This window comes from Pseudomonas sp. S04, from assembly GCF_009834545.1.
Taxonomy (GTDB): domain Bacteria; phylum Pseudomonadota; class Gammaproteobacteria; order Pseudomonadales; family Pseudomonadaceae; genus Aquipseudomonas.
Genome location: NZ_CP019427.1, coordinates 2917729 through 2934983, shown reverse-complemented (window position 1 = coordinate 2934983; position 17255 = coordinate 2917729). Strand labels below are relative to the sequence as shown.

At 59.1% G+C, this 17255-nt stretch carries 15 protein-coding genes; 7 read left to right on the top strand and 8 right to left on the bottom strand.

Annotated features, from left to right (window positions below; genetic code table 11):
• A complete protein-coding gene (locus PspS04_RS27930; protein WP_256585469.1) occupies nt 1–123 on the bottom strand; it encodes a hypothetical protein in 123 nt (40 codons plus the stop codon).
• Nucleotides 124–280: 157 nt separating this feature from the next.
• Between PspS04_RS27930 and PspS04_RS13070 the strand changes: the two genes are divergently transcribed.
• The 6 genes from PspS04_RS13070 to PspS04_RS13045 all read left to right on the top strand — a co-directional run bounded on the left by PspS04_RS13070 (nt 281) and on the right by PspS04_RS13045 (nt 5381).
• Entirely contained in the window at nt 281–1465 is a 1185-nt protein-coding gene (locus PspS04_RS13070; protein ID WP_159995739.1) for an ABC transporter substrate-binding protein, read from the top strand.
• Between the two features lie 36 nt (nt 1466–1501).
• Nucleotides 1502–2461, top strand: coding sequence for a YVTN family beta-propeller repeat protein (locus tag PspS04_RS13065; RefSeq protein ID WP_159995737.1), 960 nt, complete (start codon nt 1502–1504; stop codon nt 2459–2461).
• Nucleotides 2458–3189, top strand: a complete 732-nt coding sequence (locus PspS04_RS13060) for an ABC transporter ATP-binding protein (RefSeq protein ID WP_159995735.1) — start codon at nt 2458–2460, stop codon at nt 3187–3189. Before PspS04_RS13065 ends, PspS04_RS13060 begins: the two co-directional genes overlap by 4 nt.
• Nucleotides 3186–3977 (top strand): ABC transporter permease, encoded by a 792-nt coding sequence (locus tag PspS04_RS13055; RefSeq protein WP_159995733.1) that lies wholly within the window; start codon nt 3186–3188, stop codon nt 3975–3977. The genes PspS04_RS13060 and PspS04_RS13055 overlap by 4 nt, the downstream gene beginning before the upstream one ends.
• A 123-nt stretch (nt 3978–4100) precedes the next feature.
• Entirely contained in the window at nt 4101–4658 is a 558-nt protein-coding gene (locus tag PspS04_RS13050; RefSeq protein WP_159995731.1) for a PQQ-dependent catabolism-associated CXXCW motif protein, read from the top strand.
• A 57-nt stretch (nt 4659–4715) separates the two neighbouring features.
• The gene (locus PspS04_RS13045; RefSeq protein WP_095168874.1) at nt 4716–5381 is read left to right on the top strand and encodes a response regulator transcription factor; all 666 of its coding nucleotides are present in this window, start codon (nt 4716–4718) and stop codon (nt 5379–5381) included.
• 841 nt (nt 5382–6222) lie between these two features.
• On the opposite strand, the gene pgm is transcribed toward PspS04_RS13045, so the two are convergent.
• From pgm to PspS04_RS13025, 4 genes are all read right to left on the bottom strand, one after another.
• On the bottom strand, nt 6223–7866 hold the full coding sequence (gene pgm, locus PspS04_RS13040; RefSeq protein WP_095168875.1) for a phosphoglucomutase (alpha-D-glucose-1,6-bisphosphate-dependent): 1644 nt from the start codon (nt 7864–7866) through the stop codon (nt 6223–6225).
• Between the two features lie 110 nt (nt 7867–7976).
• Entirely contained in the window at nt 7977–9377 is a 1401-nt protein-coding gene (locus PspS04_RS13035) for an aminotransferase-like domain-containing protein (RefSeq protein WP_159995729.1), read from the bottom strand.
• Nucleotides 9378–9482: 105 nt separating this feature from the next.
• Entirely contained in the window at nt 9483–10931 is a 1449-nt protein-coding gene (locus PspS04_RS13030) for a hypothetical protein (RefSeq protein WP_159995727.1), read from the bottom strand.
• A gap of 599 nt (nt 10932–11530) precedes the next feature.
• Nucleotides 11531–12553: a zinc-dependent alcohol dehydrogenase family protein gene (locus PspS04_RS13025; protein WP_159995725.1), complete on the bottom strand. Its 1023-nt coding sequence runs from the start codon at nt 12551–12553 to the stop codon at nt 11531–11533.
• A gap of 267 nt (nt 12554–12820) precedes the next feature.
• On the opposite strand from PspS04_RS13025, the gene PspS04_RS13020 reads away from it, so the two are divergent.
• Nucleotides 12821–13735: a LysR family transcriptional regulator gene (locus tag PspS04_RS13020; protein ID WP_095168879.1), complete on the top strand. Its 915-nt coding sequence runs from the start codon at nt 12821–12823 to the stop codon at nt 13733–13735.
• A gap of 582 nt (nt 13736–14317) precedes the next feature.
• On the opposite strand, the gene PspS04_RS13015 is transcribed toward PspS04_RS13020, so the two are convergent.
• The 3 genes from PspS04_RS13015 to PspS04_RS13005 all read right to left on the bottom strand — a co-directional run bounded on the left by PspS04_RS13015 (nt 14318) and on the right by PspS04_RS13005 (nt 17175).
• Nucleotides 14318–14503: a hypothetical protein gene (locus tag PspS04_RS13015; protein ID WP_237234994.1), complete on the bottom strand. Its 186-nt coding sequence runs from the start codon at nt 14501–14503 to the stop codon at nt 14318–14320.
• Between the two features lie 79 nt (nt 14504–14582).
• On the bottom strand, nt 14583–15059 hold the full coding sequence (locus PspS04_RS13010) for an Lrp/AsnC family transcriptional regulator (RefSeq protein WP_159995721.1): 477 nt from the start codon (nt 15057–15059) through the stop codon (nt 14583–14585).
• Nucleotides 15060–15831: 772 nt separating this feature from the next.
• Complete coding sequence (locus PspS04_RS13005) at nt 15832–17175, bottom strand: dihydrolipoyllysine-residue acetyltransferase (RefSeq protein ID WP_159995719.1); 1344 nt, start codon at nt 17173–17175, stop codon at nt 15832–15834.
• Between the last annotated feature and the right edge of the window lie 80 nt (nt 17176–17255).

Sequence of the window (17255 nt, the reverse complement as noted above, 5' to 3'; positions counted from 1 at the left end):
CTAGCGCCCCGGTAGAGCGGGCATGACCCGCGCTGCGACCGGTTGCGGACCGTGCAGGCGGTCGACGCCGATCATGCTCAGGATCAGCAACAACGGCAGGAGCAGCGCCTTGAGAATTCGCATGATCAATCGCCTCCACTGAAATAGCCGTTATTGCCCATGCTAAAACCACGCCGCCTTGGCGCAGTTACTACCTTGGTACTGGCTGACTGGTACTTTCTGCATATTTCCCCCTGCTCGTGGGCTTCCTATGCTGGCGCTACCTGGAACGGAGTGCCCTATGCGCCAGCTTGCCCCCTACGCCCTGATCTACCTGCTGGCGATTGCCTGCGCCGCCGGCGTGGCGAGCCAAAGCCAGGCGGCGGACCCACCGTTACCGGTGCAGATCGGCTACCTGGGCTATCGCCCCGACCCGGGTCCGCTGTTGTCCAACGTGATTGGCGAACCGACTGACGCCGGCCTGCGCGGCGCCGAACTGGCGATCACCGACAGCAACAGCACCGGGCGCTTTCTCAACCAGAGCTACCACTTGCTCAGCGCCAGCGTCGTCACCCCGCAAGCCCTGCTGGACGCCGCCAAGGCCCAGCATGAGCAAGGGCTGCGGCTGTTTGTGGTCAACGCCCCGGCGTCCAGCCTGCGCCAGCTGAGCGCGGCATTGCCCGACAGCCTGCTGTTCAATGCCGGGAGTCCGGATGACAGTTTGCGCAGCACCGACTGCCTGCCCAATGTGCTGCACAGTCTGCCGAGCCGGGCGATGCTCGCCGATGCCCTGGGGCAATTGCTGGTGCAACGCAAATGGCAGCGGGCCTTGCTGATCGTCGGCCCGACCGCAGACGACCAGGCTTATGCCGCCGCCCTGCGGCGCGCCGCCAAGCGCTTTGGCCTGCAACTGGTGGCAGAAAAGGCCTGGAGTTTCGACAACGACCAACGCCGCAGCGCCCAGACCGACATGCCGTTGTTCACCCAGACCGCCGAGTATGACGTGGTGCTGGTGGCCGATGAACGCGGCGATTTCGGCGAGTACGTGCCCTACCAGACCTGGTACCCGCGCCCGGTCGCCGGCACCCAGGGCCTGACTCCCGTGGGCTGGCACAAGACCGTGGAAACCTACGGCGCCGCGCAGCTGCAAAAACGCTTCGAGGCCCTGGCCGGGCGCTGGATGAACGACCGCGATTTCGCCGCCTGGATGGCCGTGCGCAGCATCGCCAGTGCGGTGAGCAAACTGCGCAACGCCGACCCCATGGCGATCCGCGAGCTGCAACTCAGCGACCAACTGCCACTGGACGGCTTCAAGGGCCGCAAGCTCAGCTATCGCCCCTGGAATGGCCAGTTACGCCAACCCATCCCCATCGTGCAGCCCCGGGCGCTGGTCAGCACTTCACCCCAGGAAGGTTTCCTGCACCCCTTCAACGAAATGGACAGCCTGGGTTACGACAAGCCCGAGGTCAGTTGCCGCTTTCCCTGAAATTGCCCACCCCACAACAACCAGAAGGTATCCGCCATGCGCCGCACCCTGCTCTCATGCGCCCTGTTGCTCGCCGCCGGGCACGCCGCGGCCAGCACCGCCTGGGTCTCCAACGAGAAGGACAACAGCCTGAGCCTGATCGACCTGCAGACCCTGCAAGTCACCGACACCCTGCCCGTCGGCCAGCGCCCTCGTGGCCTGTTGCTGTCCCACGACAATAAGCTGCTGTACATCTGCGCCAGTGATTCGGACCGGGTCCAGGTGATGGACGTGGCGACCCGCAAGATCATCAAGGAGCTGCCTTCCGGCAAGGACCCCGAGCAGTTCGCCCTGCACCCCAACAACCGCTGGCTGTACGTCTCCAACGAAGACGATGCGCTGGTGACGGTGATCGACACCGAGACCGCCAAGGTACTCGGGCAGATCAGCGTCGGCGTCGAACCCGAAGGCATGGCCGTCAGCCCCGATGGCAAGTGGGCGGTGAACACCAGTGAAACCACCAACATGCTGCACTGGATCGACACCAGTACCCAGACCCTGGCCGACAGCACCCTGGTGGACCAGCGCCCACGATTTGTCGAGTTCTCCCCGGATGGCCAGCAGCTCTGGGCCTCGGCGGAAATCGGCGGCACCGTGACCATTCTCGAGGTGGCCAGCCGCAAGGTGCTCAAGACCCTGAACTTCCAGATCAAGGGCGTGCACCCGGACAAGGTCCAGCCGGTGGGGGTCAAGCTCAGCGCCGACGGCAAGTACGGGTTTGTCGCCCTCGGCCCGGCCAACCATGTGGCGGTGATCGACGCCAGGACCTTTGCAATCCTCGACTACCTGCTGGTGGGACGCCGCGTCTGGCAGATGGCGTTCACCCCGGATCAAAAACAATTGCTGGCCACCAACGGCGTCAGCGGCGATGTCTCGGTGATCGATGTCGACAGCCTCAAGGTCATCAAGTCGGTGAAGGTCGGGCGTTACCCCTGGGGCGTGGTGGTCACGCCATGAACGCCCTGGACGTCAGCGACCTGAGCTTCGCCTACGGTGCCCGCCAGGCGCTGAACCAGGTCGGCTTCAGTCTGGCACCAGGGCGTTTTGCCGCGTTGCTGGGGCCCAACGGCGCAGGCAAGTCGACCTTGGTTGCCCTGCTCACCCGACTCTATGACCTGCAGCGCGGCGAGATCCGGGTCGGCGGCCATTCATTGCGCGACCGCCCGCGTCCGGCGCTCAAGCAATTGGGCGTGGTATTTCAGCAAAGCACCCTGGACTTGGACCTCAGCGTCGAACAGAACCTGCGTTACCACGCTGCCCTGCATGGCCTGTCCCGGCGCCAGAGCAGCCAGCGGGTGGACGCCGAACTGGCGCGCCAGGGCCTGACCGAGCGCCGCAGTGAACGGGTGCGCGAACTCAACGGTGGCCACCGTCGCCGGGTGGAGATCGCCCGCGCCCTGCTACACGAACCGCGCCTGTTGCTGCTCGACGAAGCCAGCGTCGGCCTCGACCCGGCCAGCCGCCTGGCCCTCAACCAGCACCTGCGTAGCCTGTGCCGCGAGCAACAGTTGAGCGTGCTGTGGACCACCCACCTGCTGGACGAGGTGTCGCCCAGCGACGACCTGCTGATTCTCCATCAGGGTCGCCTGGTGGCCAGCGGGCAGGCCGCGGACTTGAGCCTGGAACATGGCGGCGACCTCGGCACGGCCTTCAACCGCCTGACCACCATGGGAGCCACCCGATGAACGCCTACTGGCACTGCTTGCGCGGGATCGTGCTGCGCGAATGGCTGCGGTTCGTGCTGCAGCGCACGCGCTTTCTCAGCGCCCTGGTACGCCCGCTGTTGTGGCTGCTGGTGTTTGCCGCCGGCTTTCGGGCGGCGCTGGGCATCGCAATCATCGAGCCCTACGACACCTACATCCCCTACGAGGTCTACATCATCCCCGGTCTTGCCTGCATGATCCTGCTGTTCAACGGCATGCAGGGTTCGCTGTCGATGGTCTACGACCGGGAAATGGGCAGCATGCGCGTACTGCTCACCAGCCCCCTGCCCCGGACCTTCCTGCTGTGCAGCAAGTTGCTGGCGACCGCACTGGTTTCGCTGTTGCAGGTGTATGCCTTCCTGGCGATTGCCTGGCTGTATGGGGTGCGCCCACCGGTGGCGGGCCTGCTGCTCGCCCTGCCGGCGCTGTTGCTGGTGGCCTTGATGCTCAGCGCCCTGGGGTTGCTGCTGTCCAATGGGATCCGCCAGTTGGAGAACTTCGCCGGGGTGATGAATTTCGTGATCTTCCCGCTGTTTTTCCTGTCGTCGGCGCTGTATCCGCTGTGGAAAATGCGCGACTCCAGCGAATGGCTGTACTGGCTGTGTGCGGTCAATCCGTTCAGCCATGCGGTGGAACTGGTGCGGTTTGCCCTGTATGAGCGGTTCAACCCCCTGGCATTGGCGGTGTGCGCCGTGCTGACGCTGCTGTTCGGCCTGCTGGCGGTGCTGACGTTCAACCCGCAGCATGCAGCGTTGCGCAAGGCGGGTTAGGCGGTATTTGCCAGCAAAGGCGCAAAACTACTACTTTGGTACTGGTTTTCCTGTCTATCGTCGCATTCCCAAGGCACAACGTCTGGCATGTAATAGGTTCATAACGATAAGGACTGAACCGCTATGCTGCGTGCCTGCCATCGCCTGTTGCGCCCTCCTCTCACTGCCCTGTCGCTGTGCCTGCTGCTGGGCGTGGCCCACGCCGACAGCCCGCTGTTTTCCGCCCAGGGCTACCGCATCGGCCTGTACCGCAGCCCGACGCCCGACCAGGCGCCGGGCGCGAGTATTGTCGATACCGCCAGCCTGCAAACCCTGCTCGGCCAGACACCGCCTCCGCTGCTGATCGACGTCTACCGTCGGCAATGGCTGCATGAGCGTTTCATTGAAGACCAGCCCCACGAGAACCTGCCCGGCAGCCACTGGCTGGCCAACACCGGTGACGGCGATCTGAGCCCTGCCTGGCAGGCCTACTTTGCGCGTAACCTGCAAACATTGACCGCGGGCGATACCCGGCGTGCGCTGGTGTTTTACTGCCGCTCCGATTGCTGGCTGAGCTGGAACGCGGTAAAACGCGCCGCAGCCCTGGGGTATCAGTCGGTGTACTGGTACCGCGACGGCCTGGATGCCTGGCAGGCAGCAAACCTGCCCGTGACCCTGGCCCAACCGGAGCCCTTTCCCTGACGTTGCACCCTTGCGTGTTGTTGCCACACCATAATCAAAATAACGAGGTGAAAGGCTATGTACAAAATTCTGATTGCCGACGATCACCCACTGTTCCGCGAAGCCATTCATAACGTCATCAGCGATGGTTTTCCCGGCAGCGAGGTGATGGAAACCGCCGACCTGGACAGTGCCCTGGCCCTGACCCAGAGCCATGACGACCTGGACCTGATCCTGCTGGATCTGAACATGCCGGGCATGCACGGCCTCAATGGTCTGATCAACTTGCGCAACGAAGCGCCGACCATCCCGGTGGTAATCGTCTCCGCCGAACAGGACAAGCAGATCGTCCTGCAAGCCATTACCTATGGCGCGGTGGGTTTCATCACCAAGTCCTCGCCCAGGGCGCAGATGACCGAAGCCATCGAGCAGATTCTCAACGGCAACGTGTACCTGCCGCCCGATATCATCCGCACGCAAAAAAGCAGCAGCCAGCGGCGCATGAACGACACCCCGAGTTTCCCGCCGGAACTGCTCCAGGCTTTGACTCGCAAACAGTTGCTGGTACTCGAACGGATGACCAAGGGCGAGTCGAACAAGCAGATTGCCTACACCCTGGAAATCGCCGAGACCACGGTCAAGGCCCACGTCTCGGCCATCCTGCGCAAGCTCAACGTGCACAACCGGGTGCAGGCGATCCTCAGTGCCGGGGACATCGATTTCGGCTCGTACCTGCGCCGCTGAGGCCCTTTGCGGGTTCGCGGTTGGGGCGTGTGGATCAAGATCAAGAGCTGCAGGCGAGCTAACACTCGGCCTGTTGAGTGGTAAGGGTGGGCGAGACGGCCTACCGGCCGGCCTGGCTTTTCCTGGTGTACGAATTTCCCATGAGCTAGCGCCCACAAGTTGGCTGTGGCGCATGCAAAATCTGCGAGCACCTCCAGACCCCCTGTGGGAGCGGGCTTGCCCGCGATGGGGCCGGCACAGCCAACATCGACGGTACCTGGCCCACCGCCATCGCTGGCAAGCCAGCTCCCACAGGTTGAGTGGGTGTACCCAGAATCTGCGAACACCCAGAACCACTGTGGGAGCGGGCTTGCCCGCGATGGGGCCAGTCCATTCAACATCGATGGTGCCTGACCCACCGCTATCGCTGGCAAGCCAGCTCCCACAGGTTGAGTGGGTGTACCCAGAATCTGCGAACACCCAGAACCACTGTGGGAGCGGGCTTGCCCGCGATGGGGCCGGCACAGCCAACATCGACGGTACCTGACCCACCGCTATCGCTGGCAAGCCAGCTCCCACAGGTTGAGTGGGTGTACCCAGAATCTGCGAACACCCAGAACCACTGTGGGAGCGGGCTTGCCCGCGATGGGGCCAGCACAGTCAACATCGACGGTACCTGACCCACCGCTATCGCTGGCAAGCCAGCTCCCACAGGTTGAGTGGGTGTACCCAGAATCTGCGAACACCCAGAACCACTGTGGGAGCGGGCTTGCCCGCGATGGGGCCGGCACAGTCAACATCGACGGTACCTGACACACCGCCATCGCGAGCAGGCTCGCTCCCACAGGGGTGGGAGCCGGGTTCAGACGCTGATCGCGCCATCCACCAGGGTCTGGGCTTCTTGCACCAGTTGCTTGAGGTGATCGTCGCCAATGAAGCTCTCGGCATAGATCTTGTAGATGTCTTCGGTGCCTGAAGGACGGGCGGCGAACCAGCCGTTTTCGGTCATGACTTTCAAGCCACCGATGGCCTGGTCGTTGCCCGGCGCCTTGCTGAGGATGCTCTGGATCGCTTCGCCCGCCAGTTGGGTCGACTTGACCTGCTCCGGCGCCAGTTTGCCCAGCAGGGCTTTCTGTTCGGGGCTGGCCTTGGCGTCGACGCGCACGGCGAAGGGCTCGCCCAGCTCATCGGTCAGGGCACGGTAGGCCTGGCTCGGGTCGCGGCCAGTGCGGGCGGTCATTTCCGCGGCCAGCAACGCCGGGATCAGACCATCCTTGTCGGTGCTCCAGACGCCGCCATCCTTGCGCAGGAACGAAGCGCCCGCACTCTCTTCGCCACCAAAACCCAGGGAGCCATCGAACAGCCCGTCAGCGAACCATTTGAAGCCCACCGGTACTTCGTACAGGCGTCGACCCAGGCGCTTGGCCACGCGATCGATCAGGCCGCTGCTGACCACGGTCTTGCCCACGCCCGCATCGGCACGCCACAACGGACGGTTCTGGAACAGGTAGTCGATGGCGACCGCCAGGTAGTTGTTCGGCGCCAGCAAACCACCGGAGGGGGTGACGATACCGTGGCGGTCATGATCCGGGTCGCAGGCAAACGCGACGTCGAAGCGCTCCTTTAGGCCGATCAGGCCCTGCATGGCGTGGCTGGAGGACGGGTCCATGCGAATCTGCCCATCCCAGTCCACCGACATGAAGCGGAACGTCGGGTCGACCTCGGTGTTCACCACTTCGAGGTTCAAGCGGTAGTGCTCGGCGATAGCCGACCAGTAGCGCACTCCGGCGCCGCCCAGTGGGTCGACGCCCAGGCGCAGATTGGCCCCACGGATTGCGTCGAAGTCGATCACATTGATCAGGTCGGCGACATAGGTATTGAGGAAGTCATGGCGATGGGTGGTGCTGGCCTTGAGCGCCTGCTCGTAGCTGATGCGCTTGACCCCGGCCAACTGGTTGGCCAGCAGCTCGTTGGCCTTGGCTTCGATCCACTTGGTGATGTGGGTATCGGCCGGACCACCGTTGGTAGGGTTGTACTTGTAGCCACCGCTTTGCGGCGGGTTGTGCGACGGCGTAATGACGATACCGTCGGCCAGGCCCGAAGTGCGGCCGCGGTTGTAGCACAGGATCGCGTGGGAAATGGCCGGGGTCGGGGTGTATTCGTCATTGGCGGCGATCATCACGGTCACGCCGTTGGCTGCCAGCACTTCCAGGGCGCTGGCACCGGCCGGCGTCGACAGCGCGTGGGTGTCGATACCGACGAACAATGGGCCGTCGATGCCTTGGGCCTGGCGATACAGGCAGATCGCCTGGCTGATCGCCAGGACGTGCCATTCGTTGAAACTCAGCTCGAACGAGCTGCCACGGTGCCCGGAGGTGCCGAACGCAACGCGCTGGGTCGCCACCGAGGCATCGGGCCGACCGGTGTAATAGGCTGTTACCAGTCGCGGGATATCGACCAAGAGCTCTGCTGGTGCCGGCTTGCCCGCAAAAGGACTGAGTGTCATGCAAAACCTCTGAAAAAGAGTGGTTCAGGAATAGGCAGGGAGTTTACTGGCAGTTTGACTATAGAGCGACGATATCTATCCGCGCCAGGTCAGGATTATTTGCCCCTCGACTACTCCATCAACTCCAGCCTCAGGGCATCGCCGAGCATCGCCATGGTCGTGTCCAGATCGTGCTGGCCATTAAACGCATGGCTCAGTCGCACATGCTGCGAATACAGGCCATGCAAGCTGAACAGCTCCCCCGGGGCAATCACCACACTCTGCTTGAGCATGCGCTGGAACACTCGGCGCATATCGACCGGACGCAGCGAGCGGGCCCAGAGGGTCGCGCCACCCGCCGGCTCGACGAAGTCCAGCGCATCACCCAGGCGCTCCTGCAGCAGCTGCACCATGCGGCTTTTGCGTTCACTGAGCAGGCGACGCAATACCAGCAGGTGCTGGTCGATGCGTCCACTGCTGTACAGCCGGGCAATGGCTTTCTGGCGGATCGGTGACAAGCGAAAGGAGCGCAGCAAAAAGGTCCGCTGCAGTTCAGCGCTGAGCGGGCGCGACAGCAGGTAGCCGTAAGGCGCCTCGGGCCCCATGAGCTTTTCGAAGGTCGAAAACACGATCAAGCGCTCGGGATCGAGCAGGTCGCGAAAGCGCAACTCGTTTGGCTCGTGCCCGAGCTCGCCGTAGACATCATTCTCCAGGACCCAGCAACCATGCTCCTGCAACAGGTGCGCGATGTCCTGCCGGTTGGCGGCCGGCATCAGGCTGCCCCTGGGCATGCTCACGCCGGAGGACAGCAGCACCAGGCGCACTGTTTCGGTCGCCAGCAGGTGTGCCAGCCATTGCGGGTCGAGCGAGCCATCCTCGCCGATCGGCAACTCGATAACCTGGACCCCGGCCGCCTGCAACAAACGCAGGATCACCCAGTCACAGGGCGACTCCACCAGCACGGTGGCGCCCTTGAGCGCCAGCACCGCAATCAGGATCTCCAGCACGCCGCGCAAATCGGCACCAATGTAGACATCGTCAGCGTGCCAGCAACGGATCGGTGATGTGGTGTAGCGCGCTGCCAACGCGGTACGCAGTTCCAGTTCGCCACAGGGTTGGGAATGCGGTTGCTGCTGGCGCGGATATTGGCGCACCAGTTCGCGCTCCAGCAGCAGTAACGGACTGTCCAGCGACTGCAGCAGGGCCGGCTCGTCGGTGCTCATCACCAACATGCCCGGACGCCTGGCGCTTACGTAGAGGGTTTCCAGCAGGTCATTGCCGCCGCAGAACGCCGCGTTCAGCGACACCGGCAAGGCGTAGTACCCGGACTTGGCCACCGAGTACACCCGCCCTTCCTTCTCCAAAAGCGAGTAGGCGTACTGGATAGTCGAAATCGACACGCTCAGGCGCTCGGCCAGTTGCCGCAGTGACGGCAGCTTGATTGGCGTCTCGGCCTCCATTTCATTGATCAGGCAGGTCAGGTAGCGGTACACCGCCTGATAGGCAAAGTCGCTCTCTCTCTGCTCTTTCATGGACGCAGGCCAATCGCAGCAAGGGTCAGGGGCCGAGCCTGGGGCAGACACGCCTGGGCGCAGGTGTCGCGGCCCATGTAGTTCGAATCAGTCAAACCAGGCTCCTCAAGGTCGCGCTGACAGAGCATTGAGCGCGTGCACCAAGGCCCCGCCACTGGAGTCCGCAACGCCGGCCTCCAGCACGGGACGCCGGCGATATAGCGTGCGCATCAGGTTGATCGGCAAGCCGCTGACATCCACCATCCAGTGCATCACCTGCTCCGGCGCGGCCTCGCCCTGCAATGCCTTGTGCAGCTCGCCAATAGCCACCAGCATGCCGGGATGGCAACGTCGCAGAAATCTCTCCAGACCCGCGCCCTGGCCGACAAAGGGCGCGAACAACAGGCACACCAGTTGCGCTTCGCACAGACCCAGGTTCTGCTGGAGTTCGGCGTTGGCCTCGATGCGCCGCTCGGCCAATGCCGGGGGATTGTCGTAAAGCGCCGAGGCCTGCTGGCAAACGGGCTCTGGTAGGCCTTTTTTACGCATGAGCAACAACCCGCGCTGCACGTACTGGGCAAATCCGCGCTCATACGGCTGGCCCTCCAGGTAGCTGGCCTGCAATCCACGACAATGGGCCGACAGCAGCGCGCTGGCGTAGTCGTTTTCCCGCAGGGCCACATCCGCTTCCTCCGCCTGCAGGCCGAGGAATTCGTTGAGCAGCAGCCAGCGCTCTTGCGCGTTGCCCGTCACCAGGTCCTGGATATCGATAAAGGTGGTCCCGCGCCGCGCGTCAAAACCCGCCTGGGGTCGCCAGGCCACGGTTTGTTGCTCGGCATACAGCTCGCGGTAGCAATCGTTGTCCAGTTGTTCGAGGCTGCTCAGCAGGCCATCCATGCTCAGAGCCGGCTCTGCCAGCGTCGGCAAGCTGGCGCGCTGGGCTGCTCGCGCCAACCCGGCCAGGAACTGCCGCTGCTGACGTGCCGTTGCTCCGCCCACCAGCGCATCCACGCCACCCTGCCAGCGGCTCATCTGCCCATAAAATTCGCCGGTGGCCAGGTAGCCGTCATCACAGGCTTCATAAGGACTCCCCGGCTCTCGCGAATGGCCGAGCAACAACAGGCTGGTGCGATTCCATTCTCGGCCGGCGTCGGACAGCGCTGGTAAATGACTAAAGGGCAATACCTCACGGTTATCGACCATCAGCACCTCGACGCGCGGGTCATCGTAGACAAACAGCGCTGCATAGCTGCGGTGAATACTGTCCATGATCACTGGCGTCGTCGAGCCCATGCGCAGGGTTGCCACCCGCAGATGGAAGGTCGCTGGCGACCGGGCGGCGATGCTCAACTGCGCGGCACGCAGCAACGCCAGCGAGTAGCAGCTGTGCTGGCTACCGGAGTGGGCCAGCAGGACTTTGAAATGCTCGATTCTTTCCGGGCCGCCAGCCGCTACCAGTAAACGCTGGATCAAAAGTTGCAGTGCGGTGCGCTCTGCCCGGGAGAAGAAACTCAGCAGACGAGTCAGTACTTGGTGATAGACATTGTTCATCGCTGAATCATGCATGGTGCTCATCGTTATTTACCTGAAATTCAATAAGTCGGTATCAAAAGAACATCGCTCAACCGCTGTGGCAGTGATCAATCTCGATTGATTAGTGCGAGGTGTAATTATCGGCGATCGATGGTGGCGTTATGCCTTCGGCAACTATTTGACACTGTTGCCCTAACAGATTCAGCACGCCGGAAAGTTCGTCTGCGTGCGCCTGAATCAGGGGCTTTCAGGCAAACACGGAAAGGCCTAGGACAATTCCGACAACTTCCCACAGACAATGAGTACGTAAAACCAAGAAGCCATAACCCGGCAAAAAATACGCAACTAGTAGTTAGCTGCGCTACTTGCCAAACACCAACGCCCGGCGTGGGCGAGCAATGCGCCCGCCACCCGACACTGTTAATAGCGCTGACTAAAACAAAAGGCTCAGCCATGACTCATTCCTTGAGATGAAAGTGATCATTCAATTATCAGTGCTTGGATATTGATTAGAAGATACAGATCACAGACAAAAACCAGTTCAGTTGCTGAACAGGCTGTTTATCAGGGGAGTGGGTACGGCGTTTACCTGGGGCCATAACGCAACAGCCCGCTTTCGCGGGCTGTTTGTTGAGCTGATCTCAGGAGGGCTCGACCAGAATCGCCACTCGCTCGCGACACGGACACTCGTCCATATAGCGATGCGCCTCGACGAACTCGGCGAACGGGAAGACCCGGGTCTTGAGCGGCAGCAACACGCGGTCGGCGGTCAATTGGTTGATTTCGCGCAGTGCCCGTTGCAGCGCGGCCTGGTCCTGGACAATCCCCAGCTCTGGCTTGCCGGTGAAGTTACCGATGCAGTGCACGAAAAACTGAATGTTCTTCTGAAACGCTGCGCAGGCCGGAAATGGCGTCTGGTTGCCGCCTTGCAGGCCATACAGCACCAAGCTGCCCCGTGGCGCCAGGACGTCGCCCAGCAGCGACATCTGTGGACCGCCCAGGCCGTCGAACACCACATCCACGCCACGATTGTCGGTGAGCTTGTTGATCTGCATGAGCAGGTCCTGCTCTTCGGTGACAATCACCTTCTCGGCACCCAGCGACAGCAGGTACTCACGCTCTTCGGCAGTCTTGGTCGCGGCAATTACCCGCACACCCAAGGCCTTGCCAAGTTGCACAAAGGACGGGCCGGCACAGTGGCTGGCGTCAGTCACCAAGGCAAACTGCCCGGGTTTGACCCGTGCCAGATCGGCGTAGGCAAAATAGGCGATCAGCAAGGGCGTGTAATGCACCGCCGCCTCGATCGGGCTCAGGACATCGGGATAACGGGTCAGCGCCGAACGCGGCAGCACGATCTGCTCGCCGTACACCGGGTAGTCATTGGGGCTTTCCGCCGGGAAGCTGGCCACCTTGTCGCCAACTACCAGGTCATCCACGCCTTCACCGAGGGCCGTGACCACGCCCGCCATCTCATGCCCCAGCCCGGACGGCAGCCGTGCATGGGACGATGCCAGGTTCTGCCGCCAGAGGATGTCATACCAGCTGACGCCTATCGCCTCGACACGCACCTGTACTTCACCGGGTGCCGGCAGAGCAGCCGCATGCTCTTCGCATTTGAGCACCTCGGCTGGACCAAACTTGTGAAAACGGATCGTGCGGGACATCGCAAACCTCGTCAAAGTAACCTCTAATGCCATGAACTTTATCCGGGCTTTGTGGCCAAGACCATCAGTGGCTATTAATAGTCGACATGCCTGTCATTGATTCCGCAGCTCCGGAAATCCGTCAATCAATCTAGAAAACCGAACCAGCATTGTGGGAAAAATGAATTACTCGGTGCAGAGTAACAGCCTTTCCCCGTAAGATTCATGCCGGTCATTGTTCTCATATGGCCGCTCTCGTCAAGCTTGCTGACTCTGCCAGGACTCCAGATGAATCGTAATGACCTGCGTCGTGTCGACCTGAACCTGTTGATCGTGTTTGAAACCCTGATGCACGAACGCAGCGTAACCCGTGCCGCCGAGAAGCTGTTCCTCGGCCAACCGGCCATCAGCGCGGCCCTTTCGCGCCTGCGGGGGCTGTTCGACGACCCTCTGTTCGTGCGCACCGGACGCAGCATGGAACCGACCGCCCGCGCGGTGGAAATCTTCGCCCTGCTCTCCCCAGCCCTGGACTCGATCTCCACGGCCGTGAGCCGCGCAGCCGAGTTCGACCCTGCTACCAGCACCACGGTATTTCGCATCGGCCTGTCGGATGACGTCGAATTTGCCCTGTTGCCCATGCTGCTCAAGCGCCTGCGCGCCGAGGCACCGGGCATTGTCCTGGTGGTGCGCCGGGTCAACTACCTGTTGATGCCCAACCTGCTGGCCTCAGGAGAAATTTCCATTGGCGTCAGCTACACCACCGACCTGCCGGCCAATGCCAAGCGCAAAGTGCTGCGCCGCAGCCAGCCCAAGCTGCTGCGCGCCGACACCGTGCCCGGTGCACTGAGCCTGGACGACTTCTGCGCCCGCCCCCATGCGCTGGTGTCGTTTGCCGGCGACCTCAGTGGCTTCGTCGATGAAGAGCTGGAGAAACAAGGTCGCAAACGCCACGTGGTGCTCGCCGTACCGCAGTTCAACGGCCTGGGCACCCTGCTGGCCGGCACCGACATCCTCGCCACCGTACCGGACTACACCGCCGAAGCCCTGACCGCCGCCGGCGGCCTGCGCGCCGAAAACCCACCGCTACCAACCCGCACCTTCGAGCTGCACATGGCCTGGCGCGGGTCCCAGGATAACGATCCGGGGGAGCGTTGGTTGCGGTCGCGGATTCAGATGTTTTTTGGCGATCCTGAGAGTCTTTAGGGATCGTCTGGAAGGCTGTTCGGCTGATCATTTCTGCCTTTTCACAGACCATGGAGCTCCATTCACTTCCAGTGGATTGCTACATTGGGGGCACATCTGAGGGCATGCTTTGGATGGTTTGAAAAGGATGCCCCCAGCCTGAGGTCCAACAGTTCCCTTCTAGAAAAGTCACCCTTTGTTGTTCCCACACACCGCGGAGTGAAGGTAGACCGATGAGATGCTCTCCTCTGCCCAAGTGCGTGAGCAACCGAGTGATACCTCCTGTGCAATTAGGATCGCAGGTGTAGCTTGCCAAGCTGAATTCAGACCTCACTCCGACGCTTTTCAAAGCGCTGGCATGTTGGCACCGATGCCGAATTGCTCCAGTTGCCGAGATGTCACTGACCCAGTCTGTTCCTCTCGAACCATTGCCTATGCGGGATTTGTGCAGATTTAGAGGTGGGTCAGTCTTGCTTCAGCTCGGAGGTTAATTCGGCGTCAGCGTTAACACAGAACACCATCTCTCCTCTCTTCGCTCCGCAAAAGCCACTAGGTTATGGGAGACGGGACGCTCGGCAGCCACGCGATGTATGGCGCCTGCAGTCAGTCATGGCGCGAGAGCTGCTCGATCAAGCGTGCGTTGGGTACGGCTCGGCGCACGTCTTCTATGACGCCCTCAATTGCGTCATGTGCAGAGGGGGCTTCACGCACAAACTCCAACGCCAGGCGGCCTGGCTGTCCGACGCCGACCAACGCATCATCACAGCCTTCTTCCGCCAAGCGATTCATGATCACATCCATATTGTTGTCGTCAGACGGCAATTGGTGCTTCAGCGTGAAAGTACATAGGTTAGATGCATCCTCCATACTACCCGACCATCAAATTCACTGGCGCTTTAATTTCCTTTACGACAAAGGAGGTACAGACATCTTTAACACTTGAAAAACCATTTATATTCTTTCTTGCAAACTCACTGAATTCAGCCAAATCAGTTGCCAATACAGTCAACTGGTAATCATAAACACCTGAAACACAGTGACAGGCTATAACCTGTTCAAAAGAAGTTATCGACTCCTCGAACGCCTTCATATGGGCAGTATCCTTTTGATCTAAGGAGACCTGTACAAAGGCAGTAATAGCGTACCCAAGCATTTCGGTATTAATGCTTGCATGGTAGCCACGTACAAGACCTATTTCCTCAAGTCTTTTGACCCGTCGCCAGCATGGAGATGCGCTCAGTGACACCAACTCAGCAAGCTCCGCACTCGAAAGCCTTGCATCTCTCTGGAGCGCAGCCAAAATGCGGCGATCAGTGGCATCTATCTTTACTTTCGGAATATTCATTTCAAAAACCCCATAAATACAGAATGTTCATTCTGTATTCTCTTAATCGAACTAGGGATTTTAGCACAAGGTATTTACTGAAAAATCGTAGAATCTATCCACCGGTTAGCCTGCTGCTTGGATTGGGATCCTGCTACCTTGAAGCGCCCCCACAAGGGACTCTTGAGGTGAGAACCGCCATATCGGAAACTGAGCAGCTAGCGCTGTCAGCGGCGATAGGGGCTCATTCCAAAGCAGCAGTAACCGGCCTCCGCTCCATATTACCCCTTACAAATCTAGCCTAAGATAAAAAACGCCCCGCTCAACTATCAAACCGAAATTAAGAACTAATAGACGCTGTAGAATTTATAGCAGCTTTAATTATTCGCGCAATCGTACAATACAAATCAGTATGAGTAACATCAACGATGGATTGAAGAGCACTTTAACCAAAGCAGCTCTGACTTGCTCAAAACGAAGTAAATCCAACTTACTCTTCAGCATCACAATACGATGCTTTTTTTCAGTTATTTTCATCTGCGACCTCACAAAACTCTAAGCCTTTTGATGGTATTCATCTGCCTTGAAAACTGCACCTAACCAAAACTTCGTTTAAAACAGTCAAACCACCACAAAATCTATCAGATACAAGAAGGGAAAAATTAGGATAACTCTCCCTCCCACATCGACAATCACCTTCGAACTTCCCCCCCAAAGACTCATCGAAATTAAAAATTTTATCTAACTCCTAAGCTCAATCACTCTTCAAAATTTAACTATAAAGAGATCTTGCTCACATTATCAATCGACGCATATCAGCTAGATGCTCGACAAGAAAGGCGTTAAACCGGCCAGCAGCGGCGCCATCAATAACTCGGTGGTCCCAACTCAAACTAAGTGGCAAAATCAACCTTTGGACTACTTGTCCATTCTCTAAAAAAACACGATTATTGCTTCGACCAATGCCCAAAATCGCGACCTCTGGAGCATTGATTATCGGGGTAAAATACGTGCCACCAATCCCACCTAGGGAAGAAACAGTAAAACACCCACCGCTCATATCGGATGGTTCAAGTTTTCCTGCGCGAGCTTTAGCTGACAACTCAGACATCTCGCGAGCTAAAGTTACTACGCCTTTTTTATCAACATCTCGAATTACCGGAACTACTAGCCCATTGGGTGTATCAGCAGCGAAACCGATATGAAAATAATTTTTTAATATAAGCTGATCCCGATCCAGGCTTGAGTTAAACTCTGGGAACTTTTTGAGTGCAGCCACGCAGACCTTCATCACTAAAGCAATCATCGTTACTTTAACGCCGTGTTTCACATTACCCTCGTTAATGTTACGACGAAAATCCTCCAAATCCGTTACATCTGCATCATCATGATTTGTCACATGTGGAATGCTTAACCAATTACGGTAAAGATTCGCACCGCTAATTTTTTTGAGTCGAGAGAGATCTACTCGTTTCACTTCACCAAATTTTGTAAAGTCAATATCTGGCCAAGGTAATACTCCCGCCATGAACGGTTGAGCTGCCTGACTCATCTTTTGCGCGTCGGTTTTTCGTACACCGACCATCACTTGCCCAACGAAAGCATGTAGATCATCCTTAGTAATACGTGCTTTCGGCCCAGTACCATTGATTTCATTCAGTGGCACCCCAAGTTCCCGGGCTAACTTACGAACTGATGGTGAAGCAAACGGCAACACTGCGCCTGAGACCACTTTCTCAATAATTTTCGTGCTAGCAAGCTCCGGTAAGGGAGCTATTATCTGTACAGGAGCGTGAACCGGAGTAGATATTGCGGTAGAAACAGCAAGCTGGGGCGGTTTTGTATTAGCCTCAGGTGTTTCACCTAACGTTGAGGGCGGCTGACATGCAGACGCCTCGATTTGTTCCAGGGTTGCAATCAAAGATCCTTCACTGATTTTGTCCCCAACGACGATTTTAATATCTTTTATCTTACCGTCGTGTGGAACGGGAATATCCATTGTTGCCTTATCGGTTTCAACAACAATGATAGTTTGCCCTACCTCAACCAAATCACCAGGCGCAACAAGCACTTCGATAATACTGATTTCTTTAAACTCACCAATATCAGGAACTAAAATATCACGCATCGTACTCATGAGGTTCATCCAGAATTTTTCTAACAGAGTAATGGCAAGCAATGGGGCGTCAATTTCGCCGCCCACCACCACAAACTCGA